The organism is Arcticibacter sp. MXS-1, from assembly GCF_041902385.1.
Taxonomy (GTDB): domain Bacteria; phylum Bacteroidota; class Bacteroidia; order Sphingobacteriales; family Sphingobacteriaceae; genus Arcticibacter.
The window spans coordinates 1,682,767-1,699,807 of sequence record NZ_CP169244.1 but is presented as its reverse complement, the minus strand read 5'-3'; the positions used below and the strand labels follow the sequence as shown (position 1 = coordinate 1,699,807).

Genomic DNA, 17,041 nt, shown 5'->3' with positions numbered 1-17,041 from the left:
AGTCACTATAGCGTTAGGGACACAGATATATTGTTGCCGGTGAAGCAGCGATATCGCGGCAAGCAAGGCGATGTCCTCTCCCCGGCTTTAAGCTGCGGATTAAATCGTCGTTTTCCGAGAACTGAGCGACTGAGCAACACATTGGTTGTAGGCGCCCAGGGGAGGCTGACCTCTTTTAAGGCTTTTTGAAAATGTCCTAACGAACCGTTAAGTACAAGAGCCCGGCCGACCGGATGATCCGGTTCTGGAAAAAGAGTCACGCCGACAAATCCAATACTATCAGGTTTGGAAGCGATAGCCTCAGCATATCGAATCAAAAGATCTGGAGAAGGATGGATATCATCGTCAAGAAGAAGTATCCACCTGCCATGTCCAGCGTCAATGCCACGGTTCCGTGTAGCAGAAAAACCGCAATTTTCCTTATTTATTAATAAAGTGACCTGCCCATGGGCACAAAGAGCATGAATCGAGTCGGGAACAGCAACAGAAGGGTTATCCGCTATTAAATAGAAATGGACATTAAAACCATGCGGCTTCCTGAGAGCGAGAATCGGCGACAAGAATTTTTCATCAAGACGAAAGGACGGAATAACGACGTCTATACTGGAACCCATACATCGATTTCCACAAACCTACATAAAATTCTAATTTTGCTAACAGGAAATATCGCAGATGAAAAGCAAAAAGACTGGAGGAGAAAGGGAGCACTATTACCCCAATGACGGCGTCAACCCGGTAATATCGATAATCATTGTAACTTTAAACCCTACGCCTTTTGATCTTGAAAAATGTCTTGACTCGATCGTTCGTCAATCGTACCAGAACCTTGAAATACTGATTTTCGATGGCGGCAGCAGAGATGACACCTTGAACATTTTTCAGAAATGTGAACGTTACATTTCTTATTGGCAGTCAGAGCCCGACTCGGGAGTTTACCATGCTATGAATAAAGCGGCAAGTAAAGCAGGAGGAGATTGGCTTTATTTTCTTGGAGCAGATGACAAGCTACTCCCCGGATTCTCGGACATGGCACTCCGTCTCAGTAGCAGCAATACAATCTATTACGGCGACATGAGCTATGATGGAAAGCCTACCAGCAGAAAGAGATATACGACTTATCGCCTTGCAAAGGAGACTATTTGTCACCAAGCCATTTTCTATCCAAGATCCGTCTTTAAAAAATATCAATATGACCTCGCTTACCCTGTCGCTGCGGACTGGGCACTCAATCTCCATTTGTGGTCCGACCGGTTTTATAAATTTAAGTTCTACCCCTTATTGATTGCCGACTTCTCAATGTCAGGAATATCAGGCCGAACAAAAGATCATAATTTTCTGCGAGACCAGCCTCTACTCATCAAGAAAACGCTGGGGCTATTCGCCTATTACCGGTTTCGTTTAAAACAATACAAGCGCCTTATTAAAAACTAATAGCCGACAAGAGAGGGTGGCTTTAAGCCCATTGGACACAGAGACAATCCCAGCATTTTTTAATACTTTTGCAGATTAATTTTTTGGATGAAGACATATTTTAGGCTGCTCTCTTTTGCAAAGCCCATTGAGAAATTTGCAATACCTTATATAATTACGACGCTCCTGTCCGTGTTCTTTAACACGTTAAACTTGGCACTTATCGTTCCATTGCTAACGTTCCTTTTTGACACGGCCGGAGGGAAGACAAACTATACAAAACCCGATTCCGCCTGGGACATGATGGCGAACTTTAAATACTATTCGCAGGAAATTAACAAAGCGTACAGTACATATGAGGCTTTACAATTTGTATGCATTACAATCGTTTTATCTGTACTGCTCAGTAATTTATTTAAGTACTTCTCTCAGAGAATTATGGAAAACCTGCGGATACACACCCTCTTGAATATCCGGAGAACCGTTTTCAACAACGTAATGGACATGCACCTGGGCTATTTCAACAACGAGAGAAAAGGAGATATCCTTTCCAAGATTACAAACGACGTTCAGGTGGTGCAATTTACAGTAACCGGGACCTTACAGGTAATATTTCGGGAGCCCTTCCAGTTAATTGCATACTTATTCACCCTATTCTCGATCTCATACAAGCTTAGTTTCGTATCTATTCTTTTCATTCCTATATCTGCCATTTTCATAGCCAAACTGGTCAAAAGCTTGAAAAATCAAGCTAGCGGGTCACAAGCATCTTTCGGGTTAATGGTAAGTAACCTGGAAGAAGCCTTAACGGGCGTAAAGATCATTAAGGCTTTTAACGCGGCTACATTTATCAAGAAGAAGTTCAACAACGAAAACGAAAACTTTTCCGAGATCGGGCGACAAATGGCGAAAAAACAGCAGCTAGCATCGCCAATTTCTGAATTTCTTGGGGTGTTAATGGTTGCTTTTATTGTTCTTTATGGAGGGAGTATGGTGTTAAGTGGAACCGGAGAACTGACTGCACAGGAGTTTATTGGCTACATAGCAATATTTTCCCAGCTGACACGTCCGGCAAAAGCCCTTTCTGATTCCTTTACAGGCATTAACCTTGGTCTTGCAGCAGGCGAGCGTATCCTCGAACTGGTTGATATGAAACCCGCGATTAAGGATGCACCAGATGCTGTTCCTGTTTCTGATTTCAAGGATTCAATTGTGCTCGACAAGGTCACCTTCGCTTACGGCGAAAAGACCATACTTGATAATGTCTCGCTGAAAATACCCAGAGGCAAGACCATTGCGCTTGTTGGCCCCTCGGGCGGAGGCAAATCCACGCTCATGGACCTCATTCCCCGTTTTATCGAACCCAAAAGCGGAGCCATCTATTTCGACGGAATAGACATCAAGAAAATCACTATGGATTCGCTTCGGGCCCAAATGGGCTTTGTAAATCAGGAGTCGATTCTTTTTAACGATACCATCTTCAACAACATCGCTTTCGGGAAACCTAACGCAACCCAGGAAGAAGTTGAAGCGGCTGCTAAAATAGCTAATGCCCACAACTTTATTATTGACACAGATCAGGGATATCAGACTAATATCGGGGATCGGGGCATTAAGTTGTCGGGAGGACAGAAGCAACGTATCAACATCGCCCGGGCTGTTTTAAAAAATCCCCCTATTATGTTGCTTGATGAAGCTACCTCCGCGCTCGACACCGAGTCGGAAAGACTCGTTCAGGACGCACTGAACAGGCTGATGAAGAACCGGACAACACTTGTGATAGCACACCGCCTGAGCACGATCCAGGACGCCGACCTCATTCTCGTACTAGAGTCAGGGAAACTGCTCGAAAGAGGAACTCATACGGAACTGATGGCTGAAAACGGCGTTTACAGGCGGCTTGTAGAAATGCAGACGTTCAGCGAATAAACGGGACTTGATCTCAGACACTCGTCTATCATGTATATCAAAAACAGGAAAAAATTCAGGAAAGTCCGCTTTATCCTTCTCCGGCTATCAAAACTCCTTCAGCTTGCAGCCCGGTTTAGGAAGCCACGTCGTCGTATTCTTCTTGTTAAGATTGACGCCATCGGCGACTACATCCTTTTCCGCAACTTTCTTGAAGTGGTTAAAAACTCAGAAAAGTTCAAAGGATACGAAATCGAGCTGCTCGGTAACGTCAGTTGGAAAGACCTCGCCCTTGAGTACGACGGGAACACAGTATCGCAGTTCTATTTCATAGACGAAGGCTCTTTGTACGAAAAACCTAAAGAGGTATTTCAGCTGGGATGGAAGTTGTTCAAGCGAAGGTATGAAACCGTTCTGCAGCCGACCTATTCCAGAACTTTGATGGGTAATGGATTAGCCGGCCTTGCTGCCGGAAAGACCTCTGTTGCCTATCTTAGTGAGCATGAACACCATCCAAAGTACAAAAAGCAGACCGACAGGCTCTATACAGAACTCCTGAACCTTCCTGACCATAGCTGGCACGAATATGAACGGAACTGGTATTTTTTTAAAAAAGCCACTGATAACGCTGAAATACCGTGGGTTCCCTTGAAACTTCGCGTCGAAAAAAAGAAAGGAAGGGCATCGTCATCTTTCCGGGTTCCAGCTGGTCTCAAAAAAATTGGGAAAAGGAAAAATTCAGCGAAATCATCAGAAGAGTGCTTGACAGCACCAGCGAGTCGATAATCCTCGCGGGAGGAAAAGGAGAGGTCCCGATCACTGCGTTTTTGCTCGGACAGCTCCCCTCAAGAGAAAGAATTATTAACAAGACAGGTAATACCACGCTTCCGGAATTGGTAGAACTGATCTCGGCTGCCCGCCTGGTCATTGCTAATGACACCAATGTTGTCCATATGGCAGCGGCAACCCAAACGCCATGTATATGCATTGTGGGAGGCGGGCATTTCGGCAGATTCCTGCCCTATCCAGAAATGGTGCCGGCCAAACCAATAGCTGTCTACGAGGAGATGCCATGTTTCAACTGCAGCTGGAATTGCCTCTTTGATCCGGGCGATCTAAGCCCTTATCCCTGCATCGCCCGAATACCTGTAGAAGCGGTATGGAAACACGCTGATGCGATTCTACATCCGACTGATCCACACGCCGACTAATCTTGATGCTACAGATGGCAAACGATACATTACCTCTAATCACTATCATAACAGTAACCTACAATGCAGGAGACTACCTTGAGCAATGTATCCAAAATGTCCAGTCTCTGAAATATCCATGGCTTGAACACGTTATCATCGACGGAAATAGCAGCGATAATACAAGAGAGATTTTGAAACAGAAAAGCGACCAGATTACGTTTTGGAAAAGTGAACCTGACAGGGGGGCCTACGACGCTATGAACAAGGCCGTAAAGCATGCAAAAGGCGACTGGATACTGTTCCTGGGCGCCGATGATACACTCTTGCAGGGCTTTGATGAAATGGCATATAATCTTAGAGACAAGAACACAATCTACTACGGCAATCATTACTGGGGCGATGAGCTGAACGGACTGGAATTTGACTCCTATCAGCTCACAAAAGAAAACGTGTGTCATCAGAGCATATTCTACCCCTCGTCTGTATTTCGGAAGTATCAGTATAATGAACGATACAAACTCCGGGCTGATCATGTGTTAAACATGCAAGTCTGGGGCGATCGATCATTTGGAAAGAAGTATTTTCCTCTTACAATAGCCCGGTACGCACCGGGAGGACTTTCAGCGCAAAGCCGTGACTTTGCTTACTATGCCGACAAACCGAAGCTGATACTGAAACACCTGGGTTTAATTTGCTACTTCCGATATAAGTTTCGCTGCTACAGAAATAAAAGAAAAGGAGCTGAACCAGACATAGACTTATTATATTAAAAAAAATTACATGCAAAACGAGCTATACCATACAAAGTCGGCCGTTCTTTTCCTCATTTTCAACCGGCCTGATGTCACATCAAAGGTGTTCGAAGCAATTCGTACAGCAAAGCCGGCCAGACTGTATATTGCTGCAGACGGGCCAAGGGCAGAGCGGGCGAACGAGGCAGCGCTATGCGCCGAGACCCGCCGTATCGCTACGGAGATAGACTGGGATTGCCAGCTGCAAACACTTTTTCGTAACGAGAACTTAGGATGTAAGAATGCGGTCAGCTCGGCAATAGACTGGTTTTTCAGTAAGGAAGAAGAGGGCATTATTCTCGAAGACGACTGCTTACCGGCAAACGATTTTTTCCTCTTCTGCGACACCTTGCTTGAGAAGTACAGGACAGACACAAGGGTGAGGCACATATCCGGCTGTAACCTGCAATTTGGAAATATCAGGGGGAACGCCTCGTACTACTTCGCCAATATGACCCACGTCTGGGGATGGGCATCCTGGAGAAGAGCCTGGAAGGATTATGATAAGGATCTAAAGCGCTTTCAGGAGGAAGACGTTGAAAAGCAATTAAAAAAGATCTTCGAAGACCGGATCATTGTAGAAACCTGGACTGAAATTTTTTCGATGGTGAAAGCGGATAAAATTGACACCTGGGATTACCAGCTGGGCTTCACAAACTTCTTCAATAATGGGCTCACCGCTATTCCAAACGCGAATCTGATCACGAATATCGGTTTCAGAGATGACGCTACCCATACGTTTTCGGCGGATAACCCTAATGCCAACATTCCACTTGGGAGTTTAAGCGAAATAACGCACCCTGTATATTTTCTTTCGGAAAAAGATGCAGACTTCTACACTTTAAATATTGATTTTAATGTGGAACAAAGAAGGGCGGAGGAGCTTGAGGAAGCCCGGGCAAAGGCCCGGAAAGAAAGAAAACTTAAATATATCATCAAAAGACTGTTCAGGCGGGCAAATAAGCAGGAGCAAGATGGAAATCAATAATTTATCGGCCACTTTCAGACCATTAATAAGCGTCATCACCGTCACTCTGAATGCCGAAAAGCATCTGGAACGCTGCATTAAAAGCGTTTTGGAACAGGAATACGTTTTTATTGAACACATCATCATGGACGGAGCGAGCACCGACGGGACTCTCGACATCTTAAGAAAATACGATCAGCAACTGGCATGCTGGAAAAGCGAGCCCGACACTGGAATTTACAATGCGATGAATAAGGCGTTAAAACACGCTAAAGGTGACTGGATATATTTCCTCGGAGCAGATGATTTTCTATACCCCGGATTTAGTGATATGATTTCTGTGATGGAAGGAGACCGGACAATCTACTACGGTAATTGCCTCTGGGGCACAACAGTACTTGGCCGAACATTTACCCCACTTCGCCTGGCAACCGACTGCATCTGCCATCACAGCATTTTCTATCCCCGAAAAGTGTTTATGAAATACCAGTATAACGAGAATTATAAGGTCTCGGCAGACTACTATCTGAACATCCAGTGCTGGACCGATAAGGATTTCAATACCGTTTATTATCCCTACCTTATCGCAAATTTCTCTCAAGGCGGTGTTTCAGAAAACACGGAAGACAAAGCGTTTACCGAAGACTTTCCCAGGATTTTAAAAAAACATCTTTCCATGAAAGACTACCTTTCGTTAATGTACCAGCAATACAAAGAGAGAAAACGGCTGCGGAAGCAACAGCCTTAACTATAGTTTAAATCACCTCCCAGGGCCCTCGGGAGCAACGTTGTCAACCAGGGTGAAAGCAGGATGATGGTCTTTCGTGGCTGTAAAGGACCAATAGACTTTAAATATAAGCCTTCCGGGATAGCGTTCGAAGTATTCCAAACTTTCTGGTTATTGGTGGGGCCCCGGGTGGAGAATAGTTGTAGAACGGCGTTCTTTTTAGATAGTGATAGTAAAGTCCTTTCATCGGATGACTGTTGTGCAATGCCCACGGCTTGCAGTCACCTCGTCCGGTGAAGTGGATAACAGCAGGCTTTGTAAGGGCCCTGGTAAACCTGCTTTGACTAATAAACGGTTCTTCGAAGAGGACTGACTGACAATTATAATGAAATCCTAAAGGAATAAAAGCTCCTTTTATTACTGCATTTAATGCATCCTGGTCATGAAACTCACACTTATCAGGATGAGCACGAATGAACTGCGCCGTTTTTTTGGTAAGATCATGCTTCCTGAAATAGTTGAGATTCATTATTAGAACGCCCGCATTAAAATATTTTTGGTTTGGAGGAATACCGAGGTCCTCTTTCTTACGCTCGTCTATACCCGGATCTTCAATCGCCGCCACGGCCCGGTCGCCAATGTTTAAATCGAGAAGGCAAGAGATATCGCCGTTTACAATTATATCGCTGTCGAGGAATAAAACACCGTCCTGCCCATATAATAATTCCGGCAACCAGATCCTGAAAAAGCTTGCTGCTGTTATATGCTCTCCCGGCCGGATGGGTAGCACGGGAAGCAGGTATTTTGGAAATTCGATAAAATGGAGCTGCAAACGAGTCTTCTTGAAATGATTGCGGAGGCTGGTGAGATTGGCCCTGCTTAGTCCACTACACACGCAAAAAACGTCCAGGCGGCGGATATTGTTATCCATGAGGGACTGCAGCATGACGCAGGCGTGCTGTACGTAATTATCATCAATTGTAATGGCTACGCTGGCTTTATCGCTCATCTGCGCTTATTTATGCATGATAGACAGTATAAAAGAAGAAAATGTGACAAGCTCCTCAGGATTGAAAAAGTATTGGTAATATTGACAGGCGTTGATACAAAAAATCTAAAACTGTTTAATCATAACCTTGCGGGAAAGATTACGAACTTAATTCACCTCTTAAAATCACATTCAGAAGACGAAAGAGTTTGTAAGGGTGCGAATTTGAGGCTCTTTAACTTTTGTCAGTTGCGCCACCCTAATGACATCGGGCTTCATAACTTCGTTCAAAACGAGTATCGTCATCTGCTTTAACAAAGACGCGATCTTATTCTACCGGGGTGAAAAGGATCTGATCAGGCTCCGGCAACAAGTCAGTGAACTTCATTTCTAATGAGCGGCTTACAATGACTTTGTAAGACAGGAACGATTCTTACCATCAACGGGCGAATTTATACTTGGTACCATTTCTGAACTTGATGTCCGGCTAAGAGAACTGCTAAAGGACTGATATGTCCTCTTTGACCCATTTTTGCAAGTATTGTCATGGGGGTATAAGAAAGATCACCGTCCCGCATTTCCATTCTTCTTTTTGCGTTCAAAAGTTCAGTAACTTTGAAGATGATTAAAGGATCAGTCTCATCCTCTCCTCTGATCAGCATCATAACGGCTACGTATAATGCTGCTTCCCATCTTCAGAAATGTATTGATAGCGTTAAAGATCAATCCTATCAGAACATTGAGCATATCATTATTGACGGGGGAGTATCGATGGCACCGTTGATCTCATCAAGGCGAATGCACAACATATTGCCTCATGGATAAGTGAACCCGACACAGGAATCTTCAATGCGATGAACAAGGGGCTACAGCATGCCAGGGGCGAGTGGATCTACTTTCTTGGCGCCGACGATACTCTTTATCCTGAATTTTCAAAGCTCGCGACGTTACTCTCAGAGCCTGATAAGATATACTACGGGCAGTGTACCTGGGGAGACATGATACTGGGAGGTAAATTTACGCCTTACAGGCTTACTAAAGAGTGTATCTGCCATCACAGTATTCTTTACCCTAAAAGAGTTTTTGAGAAGTATCGCTACAGTGAGAAATACCCTACCGGAGGGGATCATCTGCTCAACATTCAGTGCTGGAACGACAAGGAGTTCAAAAAAGAGTACCATCCCATTCTAATTGCTAATTTTGCTCAGGGAGGGGTCTCTCAAATTACTCCCGACCCCCTTTTTGAGGAAGATTTTCGAAGGATAGTCAGAAAGTACTGTGGCTTGCCGCTGTACCTCAGATACTGGTGGAAACAACATAAAAAGAAAAACCGTTCATAATATGCCATATTGCACTTCGTCCGCTGTCCTCTTCCTGATTTTCAACCGTCCCGATACAGCAGAACTGGTTTTTGAGAAAATACGGGAGGCACAGCCATCGCGGCTTTATCTCGCCGCCGACGGTCCCAGAAAAGCAAGAGTGGGAGAAGCAGAATTGGTTGCTCAAACGAGAAAACTCGCAGAGAGAGTAGATTGGCCCTGCCAGATAAAAACGCTTTTCAGAGATACGAATCTTGGATGCAAATACGCTGTTTCCCAAGCTATCACCTGGTTTTTTGAACATGAGGAAGAAGGGATCATTCTGGAAGATGATTGCCTACCGGCTAACGATTTCTTCAGATTCTGTGACGAGCTGCTTGAGAAGTACCGTTCCGATACCTTGGTAACACAGGTTGCTGGATGTAATTTCCAAGAAGGCCAAAAACGCGGAGAGGCCAGTTACTACTTCTCCAGCTCCCTGGAAGTTTGGGGCTGGGCCACTTGGAGAAGAGTCTGGAAAATGTATGATGTCAATCTGCAAGACTACAATGAGGACCAGGTTACCCGGGCAATTGATGAGGTATTTGGTGAGCCTCTGGTTACAGAAGCTTACCGCGACATCTTCCGGCAGTTGAAAGAAGGAAAAATAGATACCTGGGACTATCAGTTAAAGTTTCTTAATTTCATTCATAAAGGACTGTGCATTATTCCGAACGTCAACCTTATCTCCAACATTGGTTTTAGACCAGACGCAACCCATACCGTTACTCCAAACGGGAAATTCGAGAACCTGCAGGTACGTGCTTTAGATTGGCCTTTAACCCATCCTCTCCACACTAGTCCTAACAAAGAGGCAGATGCCTTTATGCTAAATCTGGAATTTAATCTGAATGAAAAGAAGAGAAAAGGAATGAGTATCTTCCGAAGATTTAAACATTGGATAAGCTCATAAGGCCCGTCATCGCCGTACCATATAGAAACCCTTGTCATAGCCGATAGGGACATGGTCCACCTTTATCACAGATTCTCCCGGAACGTAGGTACTGAAGTCGGCCATAATCTCATAACGTGGCTCAAAATGACTTAAAAAAGTCCGCTCATTAAAGAACCAGGAAGGATAGGATGCTTCGTAAACCTCCGGCCACACTTTCTGGACCGTTAAACGGTCACTCCCTGCGTTTATAAAGGCAGTCCTGTCAATAATAATATATGGATAGCCAGCCGACGCTATTTGATCCAAAAACTCGTGTGGATCTGGCAGGTACTGTACAACGCTGGACAGCAATACCAGATCTATTTTGCAGGTCTTTTCACATTCATCGATGGAGTAGAAAAAGTGTAAAAGCCCGTCTTCAAAGATCTGCTTGCCGCACTCTACATAATGAGCCTGCTCAACCACGTTCCAGCTCGCACACACCTCCGGGCCTAAAAACTCCTTAACTTGAAAATATGTACTACCTAAAGAGCCTCCGAAGTCGAGGATGTTCAGTGGTGAGGCATTCTTGAACGCGCTATGCAGCAAAAAAGATATTAAAGGAAAGGGATATTCCTTTTTTTCGAACAGTACGGAGTCTCGCTCATAAACAGCTTTGCCATCCCTAACCGCTAAAAGAGAATCCTTGGTTTTCTCAAGGATGTTACTCTTGTCATACCCTTCGGCCACGCTCGACGCATCCTCCCACGAGGAGTAATTCCCGAACCACCCATATTCCTCCTTTCTTTTCCCAAATTTCCTACGGAGATATTGGATCATGTCTTCCCTTTAATTAACTAAAATTTATTCATTACTTCAACCACTCTCGCTATCTCATTTTGCCCGTGACAATAAGATATAGGCAGACTTAATGTAGTACGATGAATCTCTTCGGAAATTGGAAAAGTACCCTCCAGCCTTTCAGACAATGCTTTCTGCTGATGCGGCGGTATGGGATAGTGCACTTCGGTTTTTATGCCATTATCCAAAAGATATTGTCTTAGTCTGTCCCTTTCCGGATGCCTGATATTGTAGATATGGTAAACGTCGAAGTATCCCGGTTCTACGACAGGCTTGATATAATCAGCACGAAGACCAACCTGATAGATCGATGCTAGTTTTCTTTTGTGCTCATTAATTTCATTCAGCTTCTTCAGCTTTACAGAAAGGAAGCCCGCCTGTACTTCGTCTAGCCGGGAGTTAGTCCCGATATAATCGTTCATGTACTTTTTATTTGAACCATAGTTCCGGAGCGCCTTTACCTTATGATAAAAGTCCACACTTTCGGTTGTGATCGCCCCTGCATCCCCAAGCGCCCCAAGGTTTTTTGTTGGATAAAAGCTGAACGCTCCGAAATCCCCGAAAGTGCCGGTTTTTTCCCTTTGTATTCTGCACCGTGGGCTTGTGCACAGTCTTCAACCACTCTTAAACTATACTTCCTCGCGATGTCCATGATAGGATCCATGTCACAAGCCTTACCATACAAGTGCACAACAAGAACAGCGCGGGTTTTTGACGTTATTCTCTCTTCAATTCGTGAAGGGTCAATATTATATGTACTTATATCGGGTTCCACTAACACAGGTACCAGCCCATTGTTATAAATAGCAAGGATGGTAGCAATGTAGGTATTTGAAGGAACTATCACCTCGCTGCCTGGAGGGAAATCGAAACACTGCAGCGCTAGGACTAACGCATCCAAGCCACTGGCCAGGCCAACGCAGTACTTCGTCCCACAATACGACGCGAACTCGCTTTCAAATTCCGAAACCTTATTTCCAAGAATATACCATCCACTCTCAAGCACTTCATTGAATCGCTCGCGGTACTCATCAAAAAACGGCTGGTTTAAGGATTTCAAATTCTCATACTCTATCATAAGCGTCGTAAATGTAATCAGACTGATCAAAAAACTCCGAAGCGAGTACCATTAGTATAGCTTCCTCACTAAAATCGTACATTTTGTGCCAGTCCTCCGGATTGAGAATTAGACACTTGTCGGGCGAGTCCAAGATGAACTCATCACGAGTTACATTATTGTCATTGAAGATAGTGCACTTCCCGCGCAGGCAGATCGCTGCCTGAACGGTTTTCTTATGTCTGTGCCCCCTCGAACAGAACGATCCACTCCATATATATAAAAGATCCTTTTAATCTGAAAAGGGATCACTTTTTCAATGACAGTGAGATTTCCTCTGCTATCCGTAAAAGTCTTTAAATTAATTAAATGAGCCACACTACCACTGCTATGTTAAAATTTACAATTATTAACCTGCCTAGAGCAGAAGTTTCTTTTTATAGTAATTCTTATAATAACCTTTCAGAAGGAATGTAAGCTTTCTACCTAAATTTGTCGTTATCCAGTCCAAACGCAAAAGAGGCTCGTGAAAAATAACATTTGGCGCAATACGCTTTATTTCAGTCTCGCTCGCCCTAAGCATCGCTAAGTAGTGGCGGTACACTGTACTAATTAAAGATGCACTGAGTAAGTAGCGTTCCGCTGTCAATCTAAACACCTCCCTGTCTCCGTATCTGAAGTCGTGAAAATGATAAAAAACAAGCTCCTCCTCGTGGAGCGTTGCAATTTCCTTCACGAATACTTTCCCCTGCCGCGCTGTTATACTATACTTAGTATTATTCCAGGGCGCTACACCTCCTCCTATGTTTTTCAGAACATGCACACCCTCAAACCGGGTAGTCCAATCGTCCAGATACTTCTGATCCCCGAACTTCCCTTCCTCAAAACGCTTGTAACACCAATCGATACATGCGTTTTTCCACCACTCCAGCGCCTTTAAGCCAGCCGCCGTACTCCGGAAGGTCACAAACTGCACACAGTATATGCCGCTTAAATCGGACTGGTCGTGCTCCGGGCTGTAGCGATGCTCAGTTATCAACACAGAGTTCTTCCCAAGCTCGTCAGTTAAGACTTTAGGGTCTGAGAAAAAAAGAAGATCAGCATCTACATACGTACAATGATCAAGAGAGTAGGTATGTATGCAATACCAGATGGTGGAGGACGTACACGTCCAGCAGTATTCTCCGGCTGTCCTGTCTGCCTTGGCCTTCAATAAGTCCTCGTCCTCAAACTCCTTCAGTGATATGATAGTCGCGTGCTTTAACTGAAGCCTCTGCAGGACATCAGCGCACTGATCGTCAAAAGCAAATATATAGAGGTGAAAATCTCTGCTGACACGCTCAAGCGACCGGTACATCGCCAGGCCGCGTGATAGATAGGCTGAATTAAATAACGTACAAAAGTTCTGCATGCCTCGTCTGTATTTTTATAGGCGAATTAAGTTGCTAAATTCCTATTTTTTCTTCAGATTCACAGAATAAAGTGAGGCGACAAACTTTTTACCCGTTTTAAAGTTTACTCACTACACAGCATTCTAATGAAAAAATACGACTATCTTATTGTCGGCTCCGGCCTATTCGGAGCCGTTTTTGCGCACGAGGCAACCAAAAAAGGAAAAAAATGCCTGGTTATTGACAAACGTGAACACGCGGGCGGCAACGTTTATTGTAAGGAGATGGAAGGTATCAATGTGCACTGGTACGGAGCACATATCTTTCATACTAATGACAAAGAGATATGGGACTACGTAAACCAGTTCGCCGAGTTTAACCGCTACACCAATTCGCCGGTGGCCAACTTCCGCGGAGAAATGTACAACCTGCCTTTCAACATGAACACCTTTTACCGTCTCTGGGGAACTAAAACACCTGAAGAAGCAAAAAGTAAAATAGCTGAACAAATAGCAGGCCTTAACATCACTGAACCCAAAAACCTGGAAGAACAAGCACTTAAACTGGTTGGCACGGATATTTACGAGAAGCTGATCAAATACTACACAGAAAAGCAATGGGGCAGGAAGGCTACGGAACTTCCGGCGTTCATCATCAAACGCCTCCCCGTGCGTTTTACCTACGATAATAACTATTTTAACGACAAGTACCAGGGTATCCCGATAGGGGGATACAATAAAATCGTGGAAGGTTTGCTGCAGGGGGTAGAAGTCCGGCTCAATACCGACTTCTTTCAGAACAGGAACGAGCTGCAGAATCTGGCAGAGAAAATCGTCTTTACCGGCAAGATAGACGAGTTCTACGACTTCCGCTTCGGAGAACTTGAATACAGGAGCCTTCGGTTTGAAACAGAAGTTGTTGACACGGATAATTACCAGGGCAACGCGGTGGTCAACTATACAGATACTGAGCCGGCTTATACCCGGATCATTGAACACAAGCACTTTGAATTCGGCACGCAGCCTAAAACTGTTATTACCAGAGAGTACCCGCTGACTGCGACCAAAGGGGCTGAGCCGTATTACCCTGTAAATAACGAAGCAAATAACGCCATCATTAAAAAGTATCAGGAGCTTGCCTCTTCTGAAACCAATGTGATCTTCGGGGGCCGCCTTGCCGAATATAAATACTATGACATGCACCAGGTAATCGGCTCTGCACTGGTAAAGGCTAAAAGAGAGCTGGCGACCGAGACTTTGCCCCGTTAACCTACACGATTCCTGATATCACTGCACCTTTTCTGCCGCAGAGCACTTGTTAGAGACTGGCGACGTTAAACCGGTGGCGGTGAAGATGTGGTATCAGGAATTGCTTTTATAGCCTTGTAAAGGCCGTTGGCGTTAAGTTATCAGCTGGTAATGTTCCGCTTATTGAATACAGATAATACTTGTTTGTAAAAAGCCTTACCCTTTAAAAACCAGTTCAGGTCCGGATCTTCGAGCGGCCCGCTATATTTCTTACCGCGCCTGAGGAAGTGCTTGGAGAATGTACCCGAGGTAATTCCCCATTTTGCAATGAACTGATAGTATCCGGGGTTCTTCTTAATCCTGCGTACCGACAGCGAGCCAAAATGATATACCCGGCTTCCCGATACCCCTTTAAACAGCCTGACGCCCGCAATCCACAGCTTCATCGAAAAATCAGGATCAGAATACATTCCCGGAGAAAATTCTATGCTATAACCTCCCACCAGATCCCAGATCTTCTTGTGGACGATATTTGGCGGCCATGTAGACCCGCTCCAGTCGTCCAGTTTAAGCAGATTATACTCTCTCAGCAACCGTTCCTCATCGAACGTCTTAATATCAGTACCAAAACTTCTCTCGATCGAACAATTGCTTGCTGCCTTTGCCTCAATCGCCGTTGCCGAGAGAAAGAAGTAGGGATTTCCGATCTTCTCTATCTCCTCCCACAGTGCAAGATCCCATTCCGGGCACACGTACATATCGTCATTAATGAACAGAATATAGTCGGTATGCGCGAGCTGACTGGATGCATTCAGCGCATAACACACGCCCACGTTCTGTTTGCTATAAGTATAGTCAAGCGCAGGATCGGCCTTGATCCAGTCGAGCGTCCCATCCTGACCTTCATTGACGTGCACGATGATCTGATGTTCATAAAAAGAGTTCTTCCTTATACTCTCTACGCAAAGCTTTAAATATGGAAGATTGTTCCAGGATGGAATTAGAATAGAAAACTTATGATTACTGTTTTTAGTCCGTTTTTCAGATTCTATAGATACGTTCAGCATTATTAAAACGGATTAAACAATTACAAGCATATAGCAAAAGCTCGGAAAGCCGTAAAATTAATCATTTCAACTGTACAAACAAGCGGAAAAAGGCTGATGTATACCAGCGGGACATTTGTATAGACCAAACCAAACAGCAATGTTACAAAGTACAGCCCTTTCGGACTCTGCCAGGAAAATATTGCTGTTTGCATTCAGAATTTGGAACTAAGAAATGTGCATGCCGGCTACAAAACTGACACATTTAACAAGAACACAAGCTGCGGGTACCGGTCTTGCAAACGTGCATGAAGAAATACAAGGCGTCATACACATTAATTTCCTAATTTGCGTCGATGAACCTTAAAGCATATATCATCCACGTCAAGGGACAGGAAGAGAGGAAGCGACATATTGAGTCGGAGCTGGCAAAGACACCCTTCGAATATGAGTTTATTGAGGACGGCAACATATCCGACTTATCGCATGAAAGACTTCAGAAATACTTTGACGGCCACATGCTTGACGTAAAAGCTGCTTCCTCATGTGGATATAAGCATTTCCTCGCGTACGAAAGAATAGTCCGGGAGAAGCTGCCGATGGCTATAATTTTCGAAGATGACATCGAACTGTTTGACAATTTCCTGCCGATTCTTGAGCAGTCGTTAGCGGAGATGGCCAATAACAATCTGAAGAATATGCTTGTATCTTACGAGTACTCGCTGACGTGGCTTATCAACAGGAGCGAAGAAGAGAATAATAAAGTGCTCTATAAAAAGCCGATATCTCGATGTGCAGGTCTGTACATCGTTGACTTCCAGGCAGCCACAATGATGCTGGAGCGCGTAAAGAAAAGCAAGTGTGATACCGCTATTGATTTGTGGCACAATGAATTAATTGAAAAAGGCCTCTTGAACGCCTATTGGTGTCATCCTACCATTGCCCAGCAACAGAGTCATAATGGCAAAACCAGATCACTTATCGATAATAAAAAGTACGGTCCGGTAAGAATCCAGATCTACAAATTAAAGATGCTTTACAAAACGTTGCGGCAAAAATTATCGTAGGCAGATGGATCTAAGATTGCCTCCTGAAAAACACACTGTCAAAACACTTATTCTGCCCGGGCACTATTCTAAGAACTATCGTTTATAAAACGAACTACCCTAATATCATTCAAAGAAAAAGAGGCTGACTCCTGCGGGGTCAGCCTCTTTCATATT

15 protein-coding genes and 3 pseudogenes are annotated in these 17,041 nt (G+C 44.4%); 11 read left to right on the top strand and 7 right to left on the bottom strand.

What is annotated here, in order from left to right; all coding sequences use genetic code 11:
* Window positions 1-5: 5 nt before the first annotated feature.
* Window positions 6-614, bottom strand: a complete 609-nt coding sequence (locus ACES2C_RS07285; RefSeq protein ID WP_374166316.1) for a glycosyltransferase family 2 protein — start codon at window positions 612-614, stop codon at window positions 6-8.
* A 58-nt stretch (window positions 615-672) separates the two neighbouring features.
* Here ACES2C_RS07285 and ACES2C_RS07280 point away from each other — a divergent pair, with 58 nt between their 5' ends.
* The 7 genes from ACES2C_RS07280 to ACES2C_RS07250 all read left to right on the top strand — a co-directional run bounded on the left by ACES2C_RS07280 (window position 673) and on the right by ACES2C_RS07250 (window position 7,017).
* Complete coding sequence (locus ACES2C_RS07280; protein ID WP_374166315.1) at window positions 673-1,431, top strand: glycosyltransferase family 2 protein; 759 nt, start codon at window positions 673-675, stop codon at window positions 1,429-1,431.
* Between the two features lie 87 nt (window positions 1,432-1,518).
* Window positions 1,519-3,339, top strand: a complete 1,821-nt coding sequence (locus tag ACES2C_RS07275) for an ABC transporter ATP-binding protein (RefSeq protein WP_374166314.1) — start codon at window positions 1,519-1,521, stop codon at window positions 3,337-3,339.
* A gap of 30 nt (window positions 3,340-3,369) precedes the next feature.
* Window positions 3,370-4,104 carry a glycosyltransferase family 9 protein gene (locus ACES2C_RS07270; protein ID WP_374167011.1) on the top strand — a complete coding sequence of 245 codons (735 nt, stop codon included), beginning with the start codon at window positions 3,370-3,372 and terminating at the stop codon, window positions 4,102-4,104.
* On the top strand, window positions 4,002-4,529 hold the full coding sequence (locus tag ACES2C_RS07265) for a glycosyltransferase family 9 protein (protein ID WP_374166922.1): 528 nt from the start codon (window positions 4,002-4,004) through the stop codon (window positions 4,527-4,529). Before ACES2C_RS07270 ends, ACES2C_RS07265 begins: the two co-directional genes overlap by 103 nt.
* A 14-nt stretch (window positions 4,530-4,543) precedes the next feature.
* Window positions 4,544-5,281, top strand: a complete 738-nt coding sequence (locus ACES2C_RS07260) for a glycosyltransferase family 2 protein (RefSeq protein ID WP_374166313.1) — start codon at window positions 4,544-4,546, stop codon at window positions 5,279-5,281.
* A gap of 10 nt (window positions 5,282-5,291) precedes the next feature.
* On the top strand, window positions 5,292-6,290 hold the full coding sequence (locus ACES2C_RS07255; protein WP_374166312.1) for a nucleotide-diphospho-sugar transferase: 999 nt from the start codon (window positions 5,292-5,294) through the stop codon (window positions 6,288-6,290).
* Window positions 6,277-7,017, top strand: coding sequence for a glycosyltransferase family 2 protein (locus ACES2C_RS07250; protein ID WP_374166311.1), 741 nt, complete (start codon window positions 6,277-6,279; stop codon window positions 7,015-7,017). Before ACES2C_RS07255 ends, ACES2C_RS07250 begins: the two co-directional genes overlap by 14 nt.
* 100 nt (window positions 7,018-7,117) lie before the next feature.
* On the opposite strand, the gene ACES2C_RS07245 is transcribed toward ACES2C_RS07250, so the two are convergent.
* On the bottom strand, window positions 7,118-8,005 hold the full coding sequence (locus ACES2C_RS07245) for a glycosyltransferase family 8 protein (protein ID WP_374166310.1): 888 nt from the start codon (window positions 8,003-8,005) through the stop codon (window positions 7,118-7,120).
* Window positions 8,006-8,605: 600 nt separating this feature from the next.
* Between ACES2C_RS07245 and ACES2C_RS07240 the strand changes: the two are divergent.
* Window positions 8,606-9,324: pseudogene (locus ACES2C_RS07240) on the top strand (glycosyltransferase family 2 protein).
* Window positions 9,325-9,463: 139 nt separating this feature from the next.
* Window positions 9,464-10,255: a nucleotide-diphospho-sugar transferase gene (locus tag ACES2C_RS07235; protein WP_374166309.1), complete on the top strand. Its 792-nt coding sequence runs from the start codon at window positions 9,464-9,466 to the stop codon at window positions 10,253-10,255.
* Between the two features lie 6 nt (window positions 10,256-10,261).
* On the opposite strand, the gene ACES2C_RS07230 is transcribed toward ACES2C_RS07235, so the two are convergent.
* The 4 genes and pseudogenes from ACES2C_RS07230 to ACES2C_RS07215 all read right to left on the bottom strand — a co-directional run bounded on the left by ACES2C_RS07230 (window position 10,262) and on the right by ACES2C_RS07215 (window position 13,545).
* Entirely contained in the window at window positions 10,262-11,056 is a 795-nt protein-coding gene (locus tag ACES2C_RS07230; RefSeq protein ID WP_374166308.1) for a methyltransferase, TIGR04325 family, read from the bottom strand.
* Between the two features lie 17 nt (window positions 11,057-11,073).
* Window positions 11,074-12,155 (bottom strand): annotated as a pseudogene (locus tag ACES2C_RS07225) (DegT/DnrJ/EryC1/StrS family aminotransferase).
* Window positions 12,142-12,446, bottom strand: a pseudogene (locus ACES2C_RS07220) (FdtA/QdtA family cupin domain-containing protein). Before ACES2C_RS07220 ends, ACES2C_RS07225 begins: the two co-directional pseudogenes overlap by 14 nt.
* A 106-nt stretch (window positions 12,447-12,552) precedes the next feature.
* Window positions 12,553-13,545 carry a glycosyl transferase gene (locus ACES2C_RS07215; RefSeq protein WP_374166307.1) on the bottom strand — a complete coding sequence of 331 codons (993 nt, stop codon included), beginning with the start codon at window positions 13,543-13,545 and terminating at the stop codon, window positions 12,553-12,555.
* Between the two features lie 126 nt (window positions 13,546-13,671).
* Here ACES2C_RS07215 and glf point away from each other — a divergent pair, with 126 nt between their 5' ends.
* Complete coding sequence (gene glf / locus ACES2C_RS07210; RefSeq protein WP_374166306.1) at window positions 13,672-14,793, top strand: UDP-galactopyranose mutase; 1,122 nt, start codon at window positions 13,672-13,674, stop codon at window positions 14,791-14,793.
* Window positions 14,794-14,933: 140 nt separating this feature from the next.
* Here glf and ACES2C_RS07205 read toward each other — a convergent pair whose 3' ends face one another.
* The gene (locus tag ACES2C_RS07205; RefSeq protein WP_374166305.1) at window positions 14,934-15,839 is read right to left on the bottom strand and encodes a glycosyltransferase family 2 protein; all 906 of its coding nucleotides are present in this window, start codon (window positions 15,837-15,839) and stop codon (window positions 14,934-14,936) included.
* 335 nt (window positions 15,840-16,174) lie between these two features.
* Between ACES2C_RS07205 and ACES2C_RS07200 the strand changes: the two genes are divergently transcribed.
* Window positions 16,175-16,885 carry a glycosyltransferase family 25 protein gene (locus tag ACES2C_RS07200; RefSeq protein ID WP_374166304.1) on the top strand — a complete coding sequence of 237 codons (711 nt, stop codon included), beginning with the start codon at window positions 16,175-16,177 and terminating at the stop codon, window positions 16,883-16,885.
* Window positions 16,886-17,041 lie beyond the last annotated feature (156 nt).